Annotated in this window: 19 protein-coding genes; 13 read left to right on the top strand and 6 right to left on the bottom strand. The window is 66.4% G+C overall.

The genetic code is table 11. The features are described 5' to 3' along the window. Positions 1 to 5 precede the first annotated feature (5 nt). The 5 genes from Q9R14_RS11035 to Q9R14_RS11015 are packed head-to-tail and all read left to right on the top strand — an operon-like array spanning position 6 to position 5,917. A complete protein-coding gene (locus Q9R14_RS11035) occupies positions 6 to 683 on the top strand; it encodes a CpaD family pilus assembly protein (protein ID WP_306002415.1) in 678 nt (225 codons plus the stop codon). Between the two features lie 3 nt (positions 684 to 686). Beyond that, positions 687 to 2,273 carry a cellulose synthase operon protein YhjQ/BcsQ gene (locus Q9R14_RS11030; RefSeq protein ID WP_306002414.1) on the top strand — a complete coding sequence of 529 codons (1,587 nt, stop codon included), beginning with the start codon at positions 687 to 689 and terminating at the stop codon, positions 2,271 to 2,273. A gap of 3 nt (positions 2,274 to 2,276) precedes the next feature. After that, the gene (locus tag Q9R14_RS11025) at positions 2,277 to 3,944 is read left to right on the top strand and encodes a CpaF family protein (RefSeq protein WP_306002413.1); all 1,668 of its coding nucleotides are present in this window, start codon (positions 2,277 to 2,279) and stop codon (positions 3,942 to 3,944) included. A gap of 4 nt (positions 3,945 to 3,948) precedes the next feature. Continuing rightward, positions 3,949 to 4,926: a type II secretion system F family protein gene (locus Q9R14_RS11020; protein WP_306002412.1), complete on the top strand. Its 978-nt coding sequence runs from the start codon at positions 3,949 to 3,951 to the stop codon at positions 4,924 to 4,926. 10 nt (positions 4,927 to 4,936) lie between these two features. Next, positions 4,937 to 5,917, top strand: coding sequence for a type II secretion system F family protein (locus tag Q9R14_RS11015; RefSeq protein ID WP_306002411.1), 981 nt, complete (start codon positions 4,937 to 4,939; stop codon positions 5,915 to 5,917). Here the strand turns inward: Q9R14_RS11015 and Q9R14_RS11010 are convergent. Further along, the gene (locus Q9R14_RS11010; RefSeq protein WP_306002410.1) at positions 5,914 to 6,348 is read right to left on the bottom strand and encodes an SRPBCC domain-containing protein; all 435 of its coding nucleotides are present in this window, start codon (positions 6,346 to 6,348) and stop codon (positions 5,914 to 5,916) included. The genes Q9R14_RS11015 and Q9R14_RS11010 overlap by 4 nt on opposite strands. Before the next feature lie 46 nt (positions 6,349 to 6,394). Beyond that, complete coding sequence (locus Q9R14_RS11005; protein WP_153922879.1) at positions 6,395 to 6,751, bottom strand: hypothetical protein; 357 nt, start codon at positions 6,749 to 6,751, stop codon at positions 6,395 to 6,397. A gap of 90 nt (positions 6,752 to 6,841) precedes the next feature. Here Q9R14_RS11005 and Q9R14_RS11000 point away from each other — a divergent pair, with 90 nt between their 5' ends. Then, on the top strand, positions 6,842 to 8,143 hold the full coding sequence (locus Q9R14_RS11000; RefSeq protein WP_306002409.1) for an amidohydrolase: 1,302 nt from the start codon (positions 6,842 to 6,844) through the stop codon (positions 8,141 to 8,143). Between the two features lie 328 nt (positions 8,144 to 8,471). Here Q9R14_RS11000 and Q9R14_RS10995 read toward each other — a convergent pair whose 3' ends face one another. After that, entirely contained in the window at positions 8,472 to 8,774 is a 303-nt protein-coding gene (locus Q9R14_RS10995) for an antibiotic biosynthesis monooxygenase (RefSeq protein ID WP_306002408.1), read from the bottom strand. A gap of 337 nt (positions 8,775 to 9,111) precedes the next feature. Next, the gene (dapE, locus tag Q9R14_RS10990) at positions 9,112 to 10,299 is read right to left on the bottom strand and encodes a succinyl-diaminopimelate desuccinylase (RefSeq protein WP_306002407.1); all 1,188 of its coding nucleotides are present in this window, start codon (positions 10,297 to 10,299) and stop codon (positions 9,112 to 9,114) included. A 42-nt stretch (positions 10,300 to 10,341) separates the two neighbouring features. On the opposite strand from dapE, the gene Q9R14_RS10985 reads away from it, so the two are divergent. Together Q9R14_RS10985 and Q9R14_RS10980 are read left to right on the top strand one after the other, a co-directional pair. Beyond that, positions 10,342 to 10,818: a cupin domain-containing protein gene (locus tag Q9R14_RS10985; protein WP_306002406.1), complete on the top strand. Its 477-nt coding sequence runs from the start codon at positions 10,342 to 10,344 to the stop codon at positions 10,816 to 10,818. Further along, entirely contained in the window at positions 10,815 to 12,119 is a 1,305-nt protein-coding gene (locus Q9R14_RS10980; RefSeq protein ID WP_306002405.1) for an MFS transporter, read from the top strand. The genes Q9R14_RS10985 and Q9R14_RS10980 overlap by 4 nt, the downstream gene beginning before the upstream one ends. Before the next feature lie 107 nt (positions 12,120 to 12,226). On the opposite strand, the gene Q9R14_RS10975 is transcribed toward Q9R14_RS10980, so the two are convergent. Next, positions 12,227 to 13,252, bottom strand: a complete 1,026-nt coding sequence (locus Q9R14_RS10975) for a 2'-deoxycytidine 5'-triphosphate deaminase (RefSeq protein WP_306002404.1) — start codon at positions 13,250 to 13,252, stop codon at positions 12,227 to 12,229. An 81-nt stretch (positions 13,253 to 13,333) separates the two neighbouring features. On the opposite strand from Q9R14_RS10975, the gene apaG reads away from it, so the two are divergent. Beyond that, positions 13,334 to 13,741: a Co2+/Mg2+ efflux protein ApaG gene (gene apaG, locus Q9R14_RS10970; RefSeq protein WP_017506618.1), complete on the top strand. Its 408-nt coding sequence runs from the start codon at positions 13,334 to 13,336 to the stop codon at positions 13,739 to 13,741. A 214-nt stretch (positions 13,742 to 13,955) separates the two neighbouring features. On the opposite strand, the gene Q9R14_RS10965 is transcribed toward apaG, so the two are convergent. Beyond that, positions 13,956 to 14,492, bottom strand: a complete 537-nt coding sequence (locus Q9R14_RS10965) for a GcrA family cell cycle regulator (protein WP_017506617.1) — start codon at positions 14,490 to 14,492, stop codon at positions 13,956 to 13,958. Positions 14,493 to 14,722: 230 nt separating this feature from the next. On the opposite strand from Q9R14_RS10965, the gene Q9R14_RS10960 reads away from it, so the two are divergent. The 4 genes from Q9R14_RS10960 to Q9R14_RS10945 all read left to right on the top strand — a co-directional run bounded on the left by Q9R14_RS10960 (position 14,723) and on the right by Q9R14_RS10945 (position 18,412). Beyond that, positions 14,723 to 15,553 carry an ABC transporter permease gene (locus tag Q9R14_RS10960; protein WP_306002403.1) on the top strand — a complete coding sequence of 277 codons (831 nt, stop codon included), beginning with the start codon at positions 14,723 to 14,725 and terminating at the stop codon, positions 15,551 to 15,553. 42 nt (positions 15,554 to 15,595) lie between these two features. Continuing rightward, positions 15,596 to 16,606, top strand: a complete 1,011-nt coding sequence (locus Q9R14_RS10955) for a M28 family metallopeptidase (RefSeq protein ID WP_306002402.1) — start codon at positions 15,596 to 15,598, stop codon at positions 16,604 to 16,606. Next, on the top strand, positions 16,603 to 17,127 hold the full coding sequence (locus Q9R14_RS10950; RefSeq protein WP_306002401.1) for a YcxB family protein: 525 nt from the start codon (positions 16,603 to 16,605) through the stop codon (positions 17,125 to 17,127). Before Q9R14_RS10955 ends, Q9R14_RS10950 begins: the two co-directional genes overlap by 4 nt. Before the next feature lie 91 nt (positions 17,128 to 17,218). Then, positions 17,219 to 18,412, top strand: a complete 1,194-nt coding sequence (locus Q9R14_RS10945; protein ID WP_255353562.1) for an aspartate aminotransferase family protein — start codon at positions 17,219 to 17,221, stop codon at positions 18,410 to 18,412. The last annotated feature ends 86 nt before the right edge of the window (positions 18,413 to 18,498 follow it).

Below are 18,498 nucleotides of genomic sequence, written 5' to 3'. Positions count from 1 at the left end.
CATCCATGACTCGCACCCTGATTGCCACGCTTCTGACGACCACGGCCCTGGCGCTGGGCGCCTGCGTCGGCGGCCCCGCCAGCCTGGGCGGCGAGCCGCCGCTGACGCCGACATCGCGCTATCAGCTTCAGGTCGAGCCTGATCTGGACCGGATCGCGCTCGCGGTTCACGACAGCGGCCTTTCCCCGGCGCAGAATGGCGCGCTGCAGGAGTTGGTCAGACGCTATCGCTACGTCGATGCCGTGCCGATGGTGATCGAAGCCCCGGCCGGAAACGATGCGGTGGCGCTGAAGACCGCCTATGACGTTCAATCGGCCCTGGCAGCCTATGGCGTATCGCCGGACCGGATCACGCTTGTCAGCTACGCCGCGCCGGATCCGCGCGCTCCTGTGGTCGTGGGCTATCAAACGATCCGTGCGGCGGTGCCACGGTGCGGCGCGAACTGGGGCAATCTGAGCCGGACAGGCGACAATCAGTCGGCATCGAACTTCGGATGCGCCGTGACGGCCAATCTGGCGGCCCAGATCGAAGATCCTCGCGATATCCAGCGCCCACGCGCCATGACGCCGGCGGACGCCGGGCGCCGCACCGTAGTGTTCGATGCCTATCGCGGAGGCAAGCCGACATCGGCCGAGCGCGAAGACCTGATCCGGGATACCGCCGTGTCCCGCGCGGTGAACTGACCCATGAGCACAGCCCCCGCCCCTCGCGAGTTCGACAGCTTCGACGACGCGTTCGATGTCGATATGGAATTCGCGCCCCCGGTTGACGACGTCGCCGCGCCGCGCAGCCCGCTTCAGTTCACGCCCGCGGCGTCGGCGATGCCGGCCGGGGCGGCGCCTCAGCCCCAATCGCCGCCTCATGCTGCGCCCTTGGCGCCTGTCCCGGCCGCCCCAGCCTATGCGCCCGACGCCGCCGGCTTCAATCCGGTCGGTGACGTGGTCGCCCAGGCGCAGGCCAGTCTGATGGACACGGGTCTGGCCTTCACCGGTCTGGCCCCCGCCAGCAACATCGGCGAAGTCTCGGTGCCGCGCATCGCCATCCATGTCTTCGCCGAACGCCAGGACACACTCGCCTCGGCTGAGCGAGCGGCCCAAGACCGGCGCCTGTCGCGCGCCACGACCCAAATCCGCATCGGCGGCGTGCTTGCGGCCGTCGAGACCTATCAGCATGAGCCGACGCCTCCGCTGATCATCGTCGAGTGCCTGAAAGACCCTCAGACTTTGCTGTGGGAAGTCGATCAGCTGGCCGAGGTGTGCGACGCCGGCACGAAGGTCGTGGTGATCGGCGCGACCAACGACATCATTCTGTTCCGCGAGCTGATGCGGCGCGGGGTCAGTGAATATCTGGTCGCGCCGTTACAGCCGCTGCAGCTGATCGCGGCTATTGGCGGCCTGTTCAACGATCCGGCCCAGCCCTTCGTCGGGCGCACCATCGCCTTCGTCGGCGCGCGGGGCGGGGCGGGAGCCTCGGCCGTGGCGCACAACACCGCCTATGCGATCTCCGAGCGGATCGGCGCCAATACGGTGATCGTCGATTACGACCTACCGTTCGGCACCGCCGGCCTGGACTTCAACCAGGACCCGCTGAACGGCGTCGCCGACGCCCTGGGCCAGCCCGACCGGCTGGATTCGACGCTGCTGGACCGGATGATGGTCCGCTGCACCGACAAGCTAAGCCTGTTTGCGGCGCCCGCCAGCCTCGATACGGACTGGGACATCTCGACCGAGGCGTTCGAGGAGGTCACCAACCAGATCCGCGCCACGGCCCCCTTCGTCGTGCTGGACCTTCCGCACCTGTGGTCGCCGTGGATGCGCCGCACCCTGATCAGCGCCGACGAGGTGGTGGTCGTGGCCACGCCGGACCTGGCGTCCCTGCGCAACGCCAAGAACATGATCGACCTGATCCGCCAGGGCCGCCCCAATGACGCGCCGCCGCGCCTGGTGCTGAACCAGGTCGGCGTGCCGGGTCGCCCGGAGATTCCGGCCAAGGACTTCGGCGCGGCGCTCGGCGTGCATCCCAGCCTGATCATTCCGTTCGACGCCAAGACCTTTGGCGCGGCCGCCAACAACGGCCAGATGATCCTGGACGCCGGCGCCAAGACCAAGTCGGCCGAAGCCTTCCAGACCCTGGCCCAGATCGTGTCGCGGCGCGAACTGCCGATGGTGGCGGGACCCAAGGCCAAGCCGGCGAAGGCTGGCAAGGCGGAGAAGGCCAAGCCGGCGGATGGGGCGTCGAAATCCCTGTTCGCCAATATGTTCAAGAAGCGCTGACGGATGTTCGGCAAACGCACAGGTCAGCCCGGCGCCGCCCCTGCGCCCCTGCGGCTAGCCCCGGCTCCCGCGCCGGCATCCGCGCCCGGCGGCGAACCTGTGTCCGTGTTCAGCATGCAGCCAGCCGCCGCGCCGATGGCGGCGTCGACCAACGCATCGGCCTTTGCCTATGCCGACGACGATCTGGAGCCGGCGGCCGACGCCTTCGACCGCGCGTCTGCCCCGACCCAGCCGGCGCCGGCCGATCGTCTGGACGCTCTGGCGTCGCGTCCCAAGCCCAAGCCGGCCCCTGAGGCCTCGCGTCCCACCGGCAACGTCGCCGGCACGGGCCCGAAGGCCACGGCGGGTCTCGAGCAGCTGAAGAAGGCTCAGGCGGTCGCCGAGATCGTCCGCGAACAGAGCGACTACTATCACGCCACGAAGACGACGATCTTCAACGCATTGATGAACACCATCGACCTGGCCCAGCTGGCGCATCTGGACCAGAAGGCGGCGTCGGAAGAGATCCGCGACATCGTCGCCGAACTGGTGGCGATCAAGAACGTCTCCATGTCGGTCGCCGAGCAGGAGCATCTGGTTCAGGACATCGTCAACGACGTCCTGGGCTATGGTCCGCTGGAGCCGTTGCTGAGCCGCGACGACATCGCCGACATCATGGTCAATGGCGCAGGCCGCGTCTTCATCGAGGTCGCGGGCAAGGTCCAGCTGACCAACGTCCGATTCCGCGACAACACCCAGCTTATGAACATCTGCCAGCGGATCGTGAGCCAGGTCGGCCGCCGGGTGGACGAGTCGAGCCCCATCTGCGACGCCCGCTTGCCGGACGGTTCGCGCGTCAACGTCATCGCTCCGCCGCTGGCCATCGACGGCCCAACGCTGACGATCCGGAAGTTCAAGAAGGACAAGCTGACGATGAAGAATCTGGTGGAGTACGCCTCCATCAGTCCCGAGGGCGCGCGCGTGTTGGGCGTCATCGGCGCGTCGCGATGCAATCTGGTCATCTCGGGCGGCACCGGCTCGGGCAAGACGACGCTGCTGAACACCCTGACGGCCTTCATCGACCCGACCGAGCGGGTCATCACCTGCGAGGACGCCGCCGAACTGCAGCTCCAGCAGCCGCACGTCGTGCGTCTGGAAACCCGCCCGCCGAACCTGGAAGGGCAGGGCACGATCACCATGCGGGATCTGGTCAAGAACTGCCTGCGGATGCGTCCCGAGCGGATCATCGTCGGCGAGGTGCGCGGACCCGAGGCGTTCGACCTGTTGCAGGCCATGAACACGGGCCACGACGGCTCGATGGGCACGCTGCACGCCAACAGCCCGCGCGAAGCCATCAGCCGGATGGAGTCCATGATCACCATGGGCGGCTACGGCCTGCCGTCCAAGACGATCCGCGAGATGATCGTCGGCTCGGTCGACGTCATCATCCAGGCCGCCCGCCTGCGCGATGGGTCGCGCCGCATCACCCACATCACCGAGGTCGTGGGCCTAGAAGGCGATGTGATCGTGACGCAGGACCTGTTCGTCTACGACATCACGGGCGAGGACGAGAACGGCAAGATCATCGGCCGTCACCGCTCGACCGGCATCGCCCGTCCCCGCTTCTGGGACCGCGCCCGATACTACGGGCTGGAGCGCGAACTGGCCGACGCCCTGGACGCGGCGGAGTAGGACGATGCTTCCGATTCTCGCCGCCGTTCTGGCCTTCATCACCATCGGCGGACTGGGCTGGGTCTTCGTCGGCGGAGACGATTCGTCGGCCCAGGCCGTCAAGCGCGCGCAAAGCTTGGGCGAACCCAAGAAGAGCGCCGCGATCGCCCGCAAGGCCGCCGCCGCCAACACGCCCGAGGCGCGCCGCAAGCAGATCCTGCTTCAGCTTCAGGATGCCGACCGGCGAGAGCGCAAGGCGCGCACGACCCTGGCGTCGCGCCTGAAACAGGCAGGCCTAAGCCTGAGCGTGACGACCTTCTACATCATCTCGGCTGTGGTCGGGCTGGTGACCGGCCTGGGCGCGCTGATCTTCGGATTGCCGATCCTGGTGGTCATCGGCATCGCGCTGATCTTCGGTCTGGGGCTGCCGCGCTGGATCGTGGGTTTCCTCGGCAAGTCGCGGATGAAGAAGTTCTCGTTGGAGTTCCCCAACGCCGTCGACGTGATCGTGCGCGGCATCAAGTCGGGCCTGCCGGTCCACGAATGTTTCAAGATCATCGCCCGCGAGAGCCCGGCTCCGCTGGGGCCGGAGTTTCAGACACTGGTCGAGGGGTTGGGCGTCGGCCTGACCCTGGAGCAGGCGCTGGAGAAGATGTACGGCCGGATGCCGACGTCCGAGCTGCGTTTCTTCACCATCGTCATCGCCATCCAGCAGAAGACCGGCGGCAACCTGGCCGAGGCGCTCACCAATCTGTCGACCGTGCTTCGTGCCCGTCGGATGATGGGCGAAAAGATCAAGGCGCTGTCGTCCGAAGCGCTCGCTTCGGCCGGCATCATCGCCTCCCTGCCGCCAGCGGTCATGACAATGGTCATGTTCACAACTCCTGGTTACATGATGCCGCTGTTCAATGATTTCCGCGGCAACTTTATGCTGCTGATGGCGGTCGGGCTGATGGCCACGGGCGTTTTCGTGATGAAGCGCATGATCTCATTCAAGTTCTGAGGCCGGGGTCATGGAAGCCTTCATCCGTTTCATCACTGATGCCCAGAACCTGCTCAGCATCGGCGTGGGCGTGCTGGTGTTCGCCACCGTGATCACGCTCTTGTCGTCCCTGACGGGCGGGGTTGCGCTGGATAAACGGATGAAGGCCGTTGCTGAACGCCGTGACGACCTGAAACGCCGATCGCGGGCGAACATGGCCATTGGGCAGGGGGGGCTGCGGCACACGGACGAAGGCTTCAAGAAGCGGATCGTCGATCGGCTGAATCTAACCAAACTGCTTGAAGACCCGACGATCGCAGAACGGATGGTGCAGGCCGGTCTTCGTGGACCCAAACCGCTAACAACCTTCTACTTCTTCCGCTTTACCTCGCCTTTCATCTTCATGATCGTGGTGGCCTTCTATCTGTTCGTCCTCAAGGTCGTGGACTGGCCCACGATGAACAAGGTGACGGCGACCATGGCGGCAGCGGTCGCCGGCTTCTACGCGCCGAACATTTATCTGAAGAACCGGATCGACAAGCGTCGCGTCTCCATCATGCAGGCTTTCCCGGACGCGCTGGATCTGATGCTGATCTGCGTGGAGGCCGGCATGTCGATCGAAGCCGCAATCACCAAGGTTAGTCAGGAAATGGGGCCATCGTCGATCGATCTGGCCGAGGAGTTGTCGCTCTTGTCGGCTGAGTTGTCCTATCTGCCTGACCGTCGATTGGCCTATGAGAACCTTGGAAAGCGGACTAATCACCCAGGGGTGAAGGCGGTCGCAACCGCCATGACTCAGGCCGAGACCTACGGCACGCCGCTGGCCAATGCGCTGCGCGTTATGGCCAAGGAAAACCGCGACCTACGTTTGTCCGCCGCCGAGAAGAAGGCCTCGGCCCTGCCGGCCAAACTGACCGTGCCGATGATCCTGTTCTTCCTGCCGGTCCTGTTCATCGTCATCCTGGGTCCGGCGATCCTGAACGTCATCGACATGATGAAGGACGGGCGTTAGGCGCGCTCCGCCGCCGCCTTCAGTCCATGGGCGGCGCTTTCGAACGCCGCCTTGATCGCCGGGCGATGCTTGTCATGGAACAGCTCGCCGCGAATGCCCGAAAAGCGGATGCCGATGGCGACGATGCAGTTGCCGGGCGCCAGTTCCTCGATCTGGATATAGCGCAGGCTCTGGAACAGGAAGCCGCGCCGTTCGGCCCAGACCAGACGCGCGCGCGGTTGCCACTCCACCACCTGGGCCGCCGCCTGGCGTTCGGCCATATCGGGCCACGCCTCGGTCATGGTCAGGCGGCCGCCATAGGCGATGGCGCCCTCGACGTCCCTGTCGATCGGGTTCCAGGCGCTCCAGCCGGAAAGGTCCGCGACCAGATCCCAGATGCGGTCCGAGGTCGCCTGAACGCCGACGCGTTTTTCGATGCGAGTGTCATCCATGGTTTCGCTCTGACACGGCTGGCCGCCGGAAGAAAGGCGCCGGATATCAGTCGGCGGCGTCGATCCGCTTCAGCCGCCGCCCGTCGTCCAGCGCCAGCCGCGTCTTGACCTCGAACAGGTCGGCGCCGGCGGGAATGATCAGCAGCTTCTTGGGCTGGGCCGTGTTGACGGCGACGACGGCGCCCTTTGGGCAGATGTCGAAACAGTCGGCGCCGACGACCGTCAGCTCGCCCTTGCGACCCTGTTTGCCCTTCTTCAGGTGCAGATATTTTCGCAACGCCTTCTTCAGCGTCAGATCGCCGCCGGGGCCGAAGCCGCCGTCCAGCTTCTTCGAACATTTGCGGCAGACCAGAACGACGTCGCGCCATTCGGTCTTTGCGCTCTTGAAGGCCTTCTCACCCATGCGGAGAGAAATCGGCGTTCGCGACGGCTTGCACAAGCGGGTGCGGCGCCGTCACCTGTCGTCGGGCTGAAAATTTCATGGGATCTTCACATGCGCCGACTGTTCGCCGCTTCCACACTGGCGCTGTTGCTTGCCGCCGGCGCCGCTCAGGCGCAGGTCGATACGGCCAGCGTGGACGCCGCTGTCCAGCGCGTCATGCCAGAGGTCGTCGCCTGGCGGCGCGATTTCCACCAGCATCCCGAACTGGGCTTCGCCGAGACCCGCTCGGCCGGCGTGATCGCCGACCATCTGCGCTCGCTGGGGCTGGAGGTTCGCACCGGGGTCGGCAAGACGGGCGTGATCGGCATCCTGCGCGGCGCAAGGCCCGGGCGCACGGTCGCCCTGCGCGCCGACATGGACGCCCTGCCGGTGCAGGAGGCGACGGGCCTCGACTTCGCCTCGAGCGCGACCGGGACCTATATGGACAATACGGTGCCTGTGGCCCACGCCTGCGGCCACGACATGCATATGGCCATGCTGATGGGCGCGGCCGAGGTGCTGGCCGGGATGAAGGACCGGATCGCCGGCACGGTGGTCTTCGTCTTCCAGCCGGCCGAGGAGGGCGCGCCTCCGGGAGAGCCCAAGGGCGGGGCGGCCCTGATGATCGCCGAAGGGGCGCTGAACGATCCCAAGCCTGAGGCCATCTTCGGTCTGCACGTCGTGCCGGGCCGTCCGGGCAGCGTCTTCTATCGGCCCGAGGGTTTCATGGCCGCCTCCGACCGTGTGGACATCCGCCTGAAGGGCAAGCAGACGCACGGCGCCTGGCCCTGGCGCGGCGTCGATGTGATCGCGGTGGCGGGTCAGGTGGTGGAGACGGTCAACACCCTGACCGCGCGCACGGTCGATCCGACCACGACCCCGACCGTCTTCACCATCGCCACGATCAACGCCGGCGTCCGCTACAACATCATCCCCGACAGCGCGACGCTGTCAGGCACCCTGCGCACCTTCGATACGGCCCAGCGCGACGCCCTGGTCGCCCGCGCCGAGACCGCCATTGATCATGTGGCCGAGGCCTACGGCGCCACCGCCGAGTTCGGCGTCAAACAGAACGCCGCCCTGGTGTTTAACGATCCCGCCCTGTCCGCCTGGCTGGCCCCGGTCCTGACCGAGGCGGCGGGCAAGGGGAACGTCAACCCCGCCACCCCCGCGACCACGGTGGCCGAGGACTTCAGCTATTTCCAGCAGGTCATCCCCGGCGTCTTCTACCATCTCGGGGCCAGTCCCGACGGCGTGGACCCCGCCCAATCCGCACCCAACCATTCGCCGGAGTTTTCACCGAACGAAAAGGTTCTGCCGCTGGGGATGAAGACGCACGTTTTGACGGCGTTGCGGTTTTTGGAGCGGAGCTAGGCGAGGCGTGCGATGGCTGCCGGAAACCAATGTCGCAGAGCGACCCATCTGCGACCTTCGGAAGGTCCCCTTTTGACGTCTCGACAAAAAAGACCGATGAGGGGCTGTAAGTGCCTGGTTTCAGCCCGGCGGGAGGGGACGTCGAGCGGCGAGCGGCCCCGCACGCGTCCGAAGGTTGACTAGAAGGCGCGAAGCGACGGAACTTAGACTGCCGGCCGCTGTCCCCGCTCGGGCTTGGTCTGACTGACCAGCGGATGGTCTAGCGCGTGGTAGAGTTGCTGGCGGTCGAAGGTGCAAGAGTCCGCACCTTGCAAACCGCGCAAGTTTATTACCCCGGCAGCTTGTCGGCCAGGACATCCGCCTTGCGGATTTGTGGCGCAGCGGCGAGGAGTTCGTCCGCATTCGCCATCAACGCCTCGGCCACCTTGCCGCCGAGATGGGCCTCTCGGCCAGCTTCGTTATCAAAGGCGTCGAAGATCGCGAACGTGCTGTGATCGAAGCGGACCGCGAACCAAGCGATCGTGCCTGGTTCGCCTTCAACCAAGCTCTGCGCGCTGGCTAGGAATGCGGCGACCGCATCTTCCTTCCCGGGCTTTGCTTTAAGTTCCACATAAAGCGACACTGCGGTCATGGTCTGGACTCCCGTTTATCCACCCGGTTATCCACCTCATGCGCCGTTTTACAAAACCAATTGTAAATCAATTCTGATTTCAAACTCTGTAATCGAGTTCTGAAACCTTATTTTTGGCCCAAGGAATTCCCCTGTCTCCGCTTGAGGATATCCGTCCCAATCCCATTTAACTTTGTGAACTCAGTATCACGTGAATGCTGGCCTGAGTCGGCCTCAGAACGCTGATCGCGAGCCGAAGCTCAGGTCCGCTTTCCACCCTTTTCGGACTATCCGAAGGCCCGGTTTAGGGCGGACCAAGTAGAAGCATATTCAGCAAAAATCTGTCACACAGGTCTCGCTACAACCGCTCAAACACCGTCTCGATCACCCGGCGATAGACCGCCGTCAGCGTCTCCAGCTCCGCCGTCGGCACCCGTTCGTCGATCTGGTGCATGGTCTGGCCGACCAGGCCCAGTTCCACGACCGGGCACAGGGCGCGGATGAAGCGGGCGTCGGAGGTGCCGCCGGTGGTGGAGGCCTCGGGGCGGCGGCCCGCCACGGCTTCGACCGCGTCCTGAACCGCCTCCACGAAGGCGCCCGGCTCGGTCAGGAAGGCCTCGCCCGAGCACAGGTGCTCCAGGGTGATCTGAAGCCCGGTCTCGGCCTGCATGGCGCCGGCCTCGCGGTTCAGCCAGTCGATCAGGGTGTCGCCGGTATGGCTGGGGTTGAAGCGGATGTTCAGCCGCGCCGTCGCCCGGGCCGGGATGATGTTGGTCGCCGGATTGCCGATGTCGATGGTGGTGATTTCGAGGTTCGACGGGGGAAAGTTCTCGTAGCCTTCATCCAGGACGTGGTCGTTCAGGCGGGCCATCAACCGCGCGATCACCGGGGCGGGGTTGGCGGCGCGCTCGGGATAGGCGACATGCCCCTGTTTGCCGTGGACGGTGATCCAGGTGTTCAACGAGCCGCGCCGCCCGACCTTGATCATATCGCCCAACTGTTGCGACGAGGAGGGTTCGCCGACGACGCAGGCGTCGATGATCTCGCCCTCGGCCGCCAGGGCCTCGACCACCCGCTTGGTGCCATGAAGCGCCGGGCCTTCCTCGTCGCCGGTGATCAGGAAGGAGAGGGAGCCGGCGGGTTCGCCTTCGGCCAGCACCTGAGACACGGCGGCGACCCAGGCGGCGATCCCGCCCTTCATGTCCACCGCGCCGCGTCCGTACAGGACGCCGTCGCGCACGTCGCCAGCGAAGGGTTGCGACGACCACTGGTCCGAGGGGCCGGTCGGGACCACGTCCGTATGGCCGGCGAAGCACAGGTTGGGCGAAGCGGTCCCGCGCCGGGCGTACAGGTTCTCGATCCGCGCATGGACGCCTTCTCCGCCCGGTCCCTCGAAGGCCAGTCGGCGACAGGTGAAGCCCAGCGCCGTCAGGTGCCGCTCCAGCACATCCATCGCGCCCTCGTCGGCGGGAGTGACGGAGGGGATGCGGATCAGGTCGCGGGTCAGTTCGACAGGATCGATAACGGGAGTTGATGTGCGGCTCATGTGGCTATGCTTTACGGAAATCGTGCGGAGGCGAGAAGAGCCATGCCCAAGATCGACATCGACAGTGCGCCGACGACGAACGGCACCACCTATCCCGAGGAATACGCCGGCCCGTGCAAGCCGCGCCGCCGCTGGCGGCTGGGCGATGCGGCGGGGCTGAGCCAGTTCGGCGTCAACCTGCTGCACCTGCCCGACGGCGACTGGTCCAGCCAGCGCCACTGGCATGCCGAAGAGGACGAGTTCGTCATGGTGGTCGAGGGGGAGGTGGTGCTGATCGAGGACGATGGCGAGACGGTTCTGCGCGCCGGCGACTGCGCCGGCTTCAAGGCGGGCGTGCCGAACGGCCATAAGCTGGAGAACCGATCCGGCCGCGAGGCGGTTCTGCTGGAAGTCGGCACGCGCAGCCCGACAATCACCCCCGCCGACTATCCCGACATCGACATGGTGCTGCACGCCGGCGTCGACGGCTATTTCCACCGCGACGGCTCGCCCTATCCGAAATACCCAAGAAGAACGTGACCGCAGAATCCCTCGAAACCGGCCCCGCCGCCCCGCCCGTTCCGCCATCTTCATCAGCTGGGGGGCCAGACGGCCCGTCCAGCCCGTGGGGCATTCGCGACTTCCGCCTGCTTTGGTTCGGCCGCGTGGTGGCTGTGCTGGCGATCCAGATCCAGTCGTCGGCTCTGTTGTGGCAGGTCTACGAGATCGCCCGGCGCGATCATCCGGTCGAGGAGGCCAGCCTGTATCTGGGTCTGGTGGGGCTGTGTCAGTTCCTGCCGCTTCTGGCCTTTACCCTGCCGGCCGGGGCGATGGCGGATCGGCGCGACAGGAAGCGCACGGTGTGGATATCGATCCTGGTCGAGGCGGCCTGCGCGGGATCGTTCCTGGCCATGGCCCTGCATGGCAATCCGCCGCTGTGGGGTCTGCTGGCGGTGGCGGCCCTGTTCGGCGCGGCGCGGGCGTTTCTGGCGCCGGCCAGCCAGGCCTTCCTGCCGATGGTGGTGGGGCGCAAGGCCCTGCCGCCCGCCATCGCGGCCCAGTCCATCGCCTTTCAGACCGGCGCCATCGCCGGTCCGGCCCTGGGCGGGGTGATCGTGGGCGTGAACGTGCCCCTGGCCTATGCGGTGTCGCTGGGAATGTTCCTGCTGGCTGTCGCGGCCTTCATCCTGATCCGCACCAGCGGCAAGCCCGCGCCCCAGGCCAATCCGCTGTCGCCGGTCGACTCGGTGAAAGAGGGGCTGGCCTATGTGTGGAAGACAAAGATCGTGCTGGGCGCCATTTCGCTGGATCTGGTGGTGGTGCTGCTGGCGGGCGTGGCCCTGCTGACGCCGATCTTCGCGCGCGACATCCTGCATGTCGGACCGCAAGGGTTCGGCCTGTTGCGGGCCTCGTTCGGCGTGGGGGCCATGGTCATGGCCATCTATCTGAGCCGTTATCCGATCCGCCAGAACGGCGGGCGCTGGATGTTCGCGGCGGTGGCGGTGTTCGGCCTGTGCACCATCACTTTTGGCCTGTCGCGCATCGTCTGGCTGTCGGGCCTGGCCCTGTTCATCGGCGGGGCGGCGGACATGATCAGCGTCAATGTGCGCCAGACCCTGATCCAGCTGGCCACGCCCGATCACATGCGCGGGCGGGTGTCGTCGGTGTCGATGCTGTTCATCGGCGCCTCGAACGAACTGGGCGAGGCCTATTCCGGCGTCATGGTCCGGCTGCTGGGCGCGGTCGGCGCGGCGGTGTTTGGCGGGTTCGGCGCCCTGGCCGCGACCGGGGCCTGGGCGACGATGTTCCCGGGGCTGAGGAAGGCGGATCGGTTGACGTGAGTAGGAGTGAGCGAGGGGTGCTAGTGAGCAAGAGGTGAGCGAAGAGCGGTGCGGCGTTCTCGGCCTCGGCTCACTTCTCGCTCACTAGCACCCCTCGCTCACCTCAATCACCACCCCTTGAAATGCTTCGACAGTTTCAGGCCCTGGTTCTGATAGTGGCTGCCGCTTTCGCCATACAGACGGCTGGGCCGTTCGGTCAGGGGCTCGTACACTAGGCGGGCGACGATCTGGCCGTGTTCCAGCAGGAAGGGCGTGTCGTGGGTGCGGACTTCCAGCACGCCTTTCGAGCCCGCGCCGTGCGCTTCGTCGGTGCCGAAGCCGGGGTCGAAGAAGCCGGCGTAGTGGACGCGGAACTCGCCGACCGACGGATCGATGGGGGTCATTTCGGCGGCCTGGTCGACCGGGATTTCGACGTCGTCGGACGAGGCCAGGATGTAGAACTCGCCCGGATCCAGCAGCAGTTCGCCACGGCGCAGGCTCAGCGGCTCCCAGAAGTCGCGCGGATCGTGGCCGTCGATGTGGTCCAGATCCACTACGCCCGCGTGGCGTCGCCCGCGGAAGCCGACGATGTCGCCGCCCTGCAGATCGACGCCGACCGAGCGGGTTTCCAGCTTGGGCGGATCGCCGGCCTTGAGCCGCAACTGGTTCAGGCGCGTGCCGGGACGGACCAGGATGGAGAAGGTCTGGGGCGCGACCTCCATATAGAGCGGGCCGTCATAACCTTCGGCGACGTCATCGAAGCTGGCGCCCTGATCGGTCAGCAGACGCACGAAGACATCGACGCGGCCGGTCGAGCTTTTCGGATTGGCGCGGGCGATCAACCCTTTCGGCAGTTTCAGCCGTTCCTGAAGGCGCACGATATAGACGCAGCCCTTTTCCAGCACGACGCCCGCCTCGGTGATCTCGATGGCGTGCATGGCCACGTCGGCGATGCGGTCCTCGACCTTGCGCCGGCCGGGCAGGAAGGAGGCGCGGACGCGCCAGGCCTGATCCGACAGCCGCAGGTCCAGGCTGGCCGGCTGGACCTGGTCGTGGTCGAAGGGGGTGTCGGACGTGACGGCGCCTGTGGCGATCAATGTCTCGATGGACTGGGCGGGCAGGATGCCGGGACGGGGCGCTTGGAAGGAACTCATGGCGTCTGTCTCACACGGTTTTCACGACTTGTCTCCAAGTCGCGCTTGCAGCCCGCGCGCGGCGGGGCGAGCATATAGCCCATGCACGATGGTCCTGCCTATACCGCCGAGACGAACGGCATCCTGATCCGGGTGCGGCCCAGCTATCTGGCGGGCCAGTCCGATCCCGACGAAGGACGCTGGGTCTGGGCCTACCAGATCGAGATCGTGAACCTGACGGGTTCGACGGTGCAGCTGATGGCGCGTCGCTGGACCATCACCGACGGCCACGGCCATGTCGAAGAGGTGCGCGGCCCCGGCGTGGTCGGCGAACAGCCGGTGATCGAACCCGGCGGCAGCTACGCCTACGCCTCGGGCTGTCCGCTGGGCACCGACAGCGGTTCGATGGTGGGCGCCTACTATATGACGGATGCGGACGGGCGCAGTTTCGAGGCGCAGATTCCGGCGTTTTCGCTGGATACGCCGGATGCGCGGCGGGTGCTGAACTGATCGAAGGGCGGATGGGGCTGCGTCAACCCGGATGAACCGCAGCCCCGCCCCTGAAGTCTCGCCGGCCGCTTGCGCGAGCCGCGAGGGGGAAGTCGGCTCCCTAAGGAGCATCTTTTTGGCGCTACGTTCGCGACGCGGTCGCTCGCGACTTGAGCGCAGTCGTGCGCCCTGCGCGAAGCGCCGCGCTCAAGTCGCGCGAAGCGCGGTAGCGCCCTTAAATGTAACGACGCAGGCTGCGAGCCAGATCGGAACCGCTTTCCTTGGAGCCGCGACGGACTTGCGGCTGGTAGGCGACACGGGCGTGTTCGACGCAATAGACGCCTTCCGACGAGCGGCGGCCGCAGAAGCTGAACTCGCGCGACGACGGGTCGCCGATCGGCCATTTGCACATGTGGGCGCCTAGCGTCATCACGGTCGCCGTGCCCGGCAGGTCCGGGATCGGGGCGGGGACGGGCGCGGCGGGTTCGACCGGCTTGGGCTGGACGGCTTCCAGACGGCGCGGGGCCGAAGGTTGCTGCGCCGGTGCGGCCGGCGCCGGACGCGGACGCGCGGTGCGGAAGGTCGCAGCGACGGTGCGCGCCGGTTGCGACGGGGCGGCCCGGCCCGACAGGCCCAGACGGTGCACCTTGCCGATCACGGCGTTGCGGGTGACCCCGCCGCCCAGTTGTTTGGCGATCTGGCTCGCGGACTGGCCCTCAAGCCAGAGCTTCTTTAGCGCGCCTACGCGGTCGTCGGTCCAGCCTGCGGTCATGCCACCCTCCAGCGAGTTTGGATTCAATATCTAGGTCCAGGCTCCCCCTCCGGGGTCTTGACCTACAACTAATCGTAAACCAGCCGTTAAGAGACGCAAGATGTGCGAATCATCCTGTCCACAGAAACCAGATATTGAATCATCGTTAAGGTTAAGGCGGCGCCGTCGTTTTCGGGACGATCTCGCCTGATCTCTTGCGAAGCGCGGCGGTCGAGCGCATCTGGCGGGCCATGACCGATACGCCCGATCTGATCTCCACCCGGCCTGCCGGCCTGCCGCAGCCGCGTCGCTATCCGGGGATCAACTGGATCGGGGTGCAGACCCTGTATCTGCGCGAGGTGCGTCGCTTCTGGAAGGTGGGCGCCCAGACGGTGGCGGCGCCGGTGGTCACGACGCTGCTCTATATGTTGGTGTTCGTGGTGGCGCTTCAGAACGCGCGGCCGCCGCTGCACGGCACGCCGTTCGCCCTGTTCGTCGCGCCCGGCCTGATCATGATGGCCATGTTGAACAACGCCTTCGCCAACGCCTCGTCGAGCCTGATCCAGGCCAAGATCATGGGCACGGCCACCGACTTCCTGACCCCGCCGCTCAGCCCGCTGGAGCTGACGCTGGGCTTTACGCTGGGGGCGGCGACGCGCGGCCTGGCGGTCGGTCTGGTGACGGCGATCTGCGTGCTGCCGTTCGCGCCGCTGGGCATCGCCAACATCTTCGCCATCGTCTGGTTCGCCCTCGCCGCCTGTTTCATCATGGGCATGACCGGCGTGCTGGCGGGGCTGTGGAGCGAGAAGTTCGACCACCTGTCGGCGGTCCAGAACTTCATCGTCATGCCGATGACCTTCCTGTCGGGGACCTTCTATCTGGTCGAGAACCTGCCCGAGCCGTTCCGGACGCTGAGCCGCTACAACCCCTTCTTCTATCTGATCGACGGCTTCCGCTACGGCTTCATCGGCCATGCCGAGAGCCATCTGACGGTCGGCGTCATAGGGTCGGCCGTGCTGATGGCGGTCATGGGCGTGGTCTGCTGGCTGGTGTTCCGCTCGGGCTGGCGCCTTAAGAGCTAGATCGCTACCTGTTGCGGATCGCTCCCCCGAGAGGTCCGCTTCATGCTGTTTCGTTCGCTCGTCGCCGCCACGGCCCTGTTCGCCGCCACATCCGCTTTTGGTCCCGCCTTCGCTCAGGAAGCGACGCCCCAGGCCGGCGACCGCCCCGACATCGCCGCCGGCGCCGCCCAGTTCATCAAGCCCACCAACGCCGAGCGGACCCAGGTCCTGGTCGGCTTCCTGACGACGCTGGGCTTCACGCCCGAAATCCAGACCTTCGAGGGCGGCAACCAGGCCTCCGGCCCGATGGAAGGCGCCAATGTCGTCGTCACGGTGGGCGAGGGCGACAAGGACATCGTCCTGACGGCCCACTATGACGCGGTGAAACTGCGCGACGGAACCCTGTCGCAGGGCATCGTCGATAACGTCGGCTCGGTCATGGCGATGATGGAGGCGGCCAAGACGCTGGACATGGCGCTGGAAGGTCAGCCGGTCGCCCACCGCTTCGTCTTCGTCTTCACCGACCAGGAAGAGCTGGGCCTCCTGGGCGCCAAGGCCTTCCTTGAGAAACACGGCAAGGACCGGATCGCCGCCGTCATCAACGCCGATGTCGCCGCCTATGGCCAGACGGTCATGTATGGCGAGAACAATGGGCCGCAGTCGGCCTTCGTGCTGGAGACGCTGCGCGGCCTGTGCGCCGAACGCGGCTTCGACTGCATGCCCTATCCGACCTATCCGCCCAGCGACGACCGCGCCTTCTCGGCCGCAGGCGTGCCGGTGGTGTCGATGGGCACCCAGGATGCGGTCGGCGCCCACCAGATGTGGCTGGCCTTCAACGGCGGCAAGGACAACGGCCTGAAGGAGGGCTTCGTCCCGCCCGTCTTCCAGCGCATCCATACGACTGACGACAAGCTGTCGTATCTGAAGGGCGTCGACGTCGCCCGCTTCGGCCTGTTCATCGCCGACCTGGGCCTGGCCCTGGACAAGAAGCTGGTCGAAATCCAGGCCAAGGACGCAGCGGTCGCCGCTGAGACTGCGCCTGCTGCGCCAGCCACCACGCCCGGCGGCGAGTGACGACGGTCATCGAGGTTCGCGGCGTCCAGCCGACGCCGAAGGAGGGGCGGGCGGCCGTCAAGGCGTGGCCCGTCGTCCGGCGCTGGGCGAACCTGCCAGTGCTGTTTCTCGGCGGCGCCATGCTGGCGACCATCGCCGTCTGCCTCGGCCTTCCCCTGGAGCGGATCGGCTGGATCGTCGGCCTGCAGTTGGTCGGGCTGTATGGCTTTATCGGGCTGTCGGTCCTGGCGCATTACAGGGTCATGGCGGCGACGCGCCGGTCGCTGATCGCGCAGAAGCCAACCGACTGGCGCATCGATGACAGGGGTCTGGCGCTGTCGGGGGCGGATTTCGAAACCTGCATCGGCTGGCGCAATCTGGTCGCGGTGGTGGAGGAGAAGGATCGCCTGATCTTCGCAGCCTCGCCCAACACCAACTTCATCCTGCCTCTGCGCGTGCTGGAGACGGACCAACTGCATGCGCTGCGTGTCTTGATCGTCGATGTGCGAGCGCGGAGCGTCCTCTGCGCCGGTGTTGACTAAGACCTTCGCGCGTCCGACAACGCCTGACCGTATTGATCCGGCTCCGTCGCGCTCGCGCCGGGGCCGTCTCGCTTTTGGAGGTCTTGGTCCCGTGTCCACTGAGCATTTGATGGGTGTCTACAATCGCGCGCCGCTGGAAGTGGAACGCGGCCGAGGCGCGCGTCTGTGGGCGACCGACGGGACGGAATATCTCGACTGCGTCGCCGGCATCTCGACCAACGGCCTGGGCCACGCCCACCCCGAACTGGTCCAGGCGGTCAAGGACCAGGCCGAGAAGCTGTGGCACGTCTCCAACATCTTCCGCATTCCGGGTCAGGAAGCGCTGGCGGACGCCCTGTGCGAATCCAGCTTCGCCGACGTGGTGTTCTTCACCAACTCGGGCACTGAAGCCGTCGAATGCGCCCTGAAGACGGCGCGCAAATACCACTCGGCCAACGGCGCGCCTGAGCGGATCGACATCTACGGCTTCGACGGCTCGTTCCACGGTCGGACTTATGGCGCGATCAACGCCGCCGCCAACCCCAGCTATACCGAGGGCTTCGGCCCGCCGATGCAGGGCTTCCACCAGCTGAAGTGGGGCGACCACGAGGCGATCAAGGCCGCCATCGCCAACCCCACGACCGCCGCCATCATCGTCGAGCCCGTGCAGGGCGAGGGCGGATGCCGCGCCATGCCCGAACAGTGCCTGCGGGGGCTGCGCGACCTGTGCGACGAACACGGCGTCCTGATCATCTTCGACGAGGTCCAGTGCGGCATGGGCCGGACCGGCAAGCTGTGGGCCCACGAATGGGCGGGCATGGCGCCGGACATCATGGCGGTGGCCAAGGCCTTGGGCGGGGGCTTCCCCATCGGCGCCTGCCTGGCCTCGGCCAAGGCGGCCAAGGGCATGACGGTCGGCGTCCACGGCTCGACCTTCGGCGGCAACCCCCTGGCCATGGCCGTGGGCCAGAAGGCGCTGAGCCTGATCAACAGCCCCGAGACGCTGAACAACGTTAACGAGGTCGCCGGCTACCTGAAGCAGCAGTTCGCCGGCCTTCAGGAACGCTTCCCCGATGTGATCGCCGACGTCCGCGGCAAAGGCCTTCTGATCGGCATCAAGATGGTGCCGAACAATCGCGAGTTCATGGCCCTGGCGCGCGACACGCAGCAGTTGCTGATCGCCGGCGGCGGCGACAACTGCGTGCGCCTGCTGCCGCCGTTGAACCTGACGCTGGATGAGGCCCGCGAAGCCGTGGCCCGTTTCGAAGCGGCCTGCGAGGTCGCCCGCGAAAAGCTGGCGGCCTGAGCCCGACATCCGATCATCCCCGCGAAAGCGGGGACCCAGTTCTTTCGAGAACGCGGGATCGACGGATGAAACACCCGACGGGCGGC

Origin of the sequence: Brevundimonas sp. C43 (genome assembly GCF_030732185.1) — a bacterium.
GTDB classification, from domain to species: Bacteria; Pseudomonadota; Alphaproteobacteria; order Caulobacterales; family Caulobacteraceae; genus Brevundimonas; species Brevundimonas diminuta_C.
This window is presented reverse-complemented; position numbering and strand designations above follow the sequence as displayed.

Coding starts and splice junctions, on each gene's coding strand:
- Q9R14_RS11035 (WP_306002415.1), top strand. CDS start 6: ATGACTCGCACCCTGATTGCCACGCTTCTGACGACCACGGCCCTGGCG.
- Q9R14_RS11030 (WP_306002414.1), top strand. CDS start 687: ATGAGCACAGCCCCCGCCCCTCGCGAGTTCGACAGCTTCGACGACGCG.
- Q9R14_RS11025 (WP_306002413.1), top strand. CDS start 2,277: ATGTTCGGCAAACGCACAGGTCAGCCCGGCGCCGCCCCTGCGCCCCTG.
- Q9R14_RS11020 (WP_306002412.1), top strand. CDS start 3,949: ATGCTTCCGATTCTCGCCGCCGTTCTGGCCTTCATCACCATCGGCGGA.
- Q9R14_RS11015 (WP_306002411.1), top strand. CDS start 4,937: ATGGAAGCCTTCATCCGTTTCATCACTGATGCCCAGAACCTGCTCAGC.
- Q9R14_RS11010 (WP_306002410.1), bottom strand. CDS start 6,348: ATGGATGACACTCGCATCGAAAAACGCGTCGGCGTTCAGGCGACCTCG.
- Q9R14_RS11005 (WP_153922879.1), bottom strand. CDS start 6,751: ATGGGTGAGAAGGCCTTCAAGAGCGCAAAGACCGAATGGCGCGACGTC.
- Q9R14_RS11000 (WP_306002409.1), top strand. CDS start 6,842: ATGCGCCGACTGTTCGCCGCTTCCACACTGGCGCTGTTGCTTGCCGCC.
- Q9R14_RS10995 (WP_306002408.1), bottom strand. CDS start 8,774: ATGACCGCAGTGTCGCTTTATGTGGAACTTAAAGCAAAGCCCGGGAAG.
- dapE (WP_306002407.1), bottom strand. CDS start 10,299: ATGAGCCGCACATCAACTCCCGTTATCGATCCTGTCGAACTGACCCGC.
- Q9R14_RS10985 (WP_306002406.1), top strand. CDS start 10,342: ATGCCCAAGATCGACATCGACAGTGCGCCGACGACGAACGGCACCACC.
- Q9R14_RS10975 (WP_306002404.1), bottom strand. CDS start 13,252: ATGAGTTCCTTCCAAGCGCCCCGTCCCGGCATCCTGCCCGCCCAGTCC.
- apaG (WP_017506618.1), top strand. CDS start 13,334: ATGCACGATGGTCCTGCCTATACCGCCGAGACGAACGGCATCCTGATC.
- Q9R14_RS10965 (WP_017506617.1), bottom strand. CDS start 14,492: ATGACCGCAGGCTGGACCGACGACCGCGTAGGCGCGCTAAAGAAGCTC.
- Q9R14_RS10960 (WP_306002403.1), top strand. CDS start 14,723: ATGACCGATACGCCCGATCTGATCTCCACCCGGCCTGCCGGCCTGCCG.
- Q9R14_RS10955 (WP_306002402.1), top strand. CDS start 15,596: ATGCTGTTTCGTTCGCTCGTCGCCGCCACGGCCCTGTTCGCCGCCACA.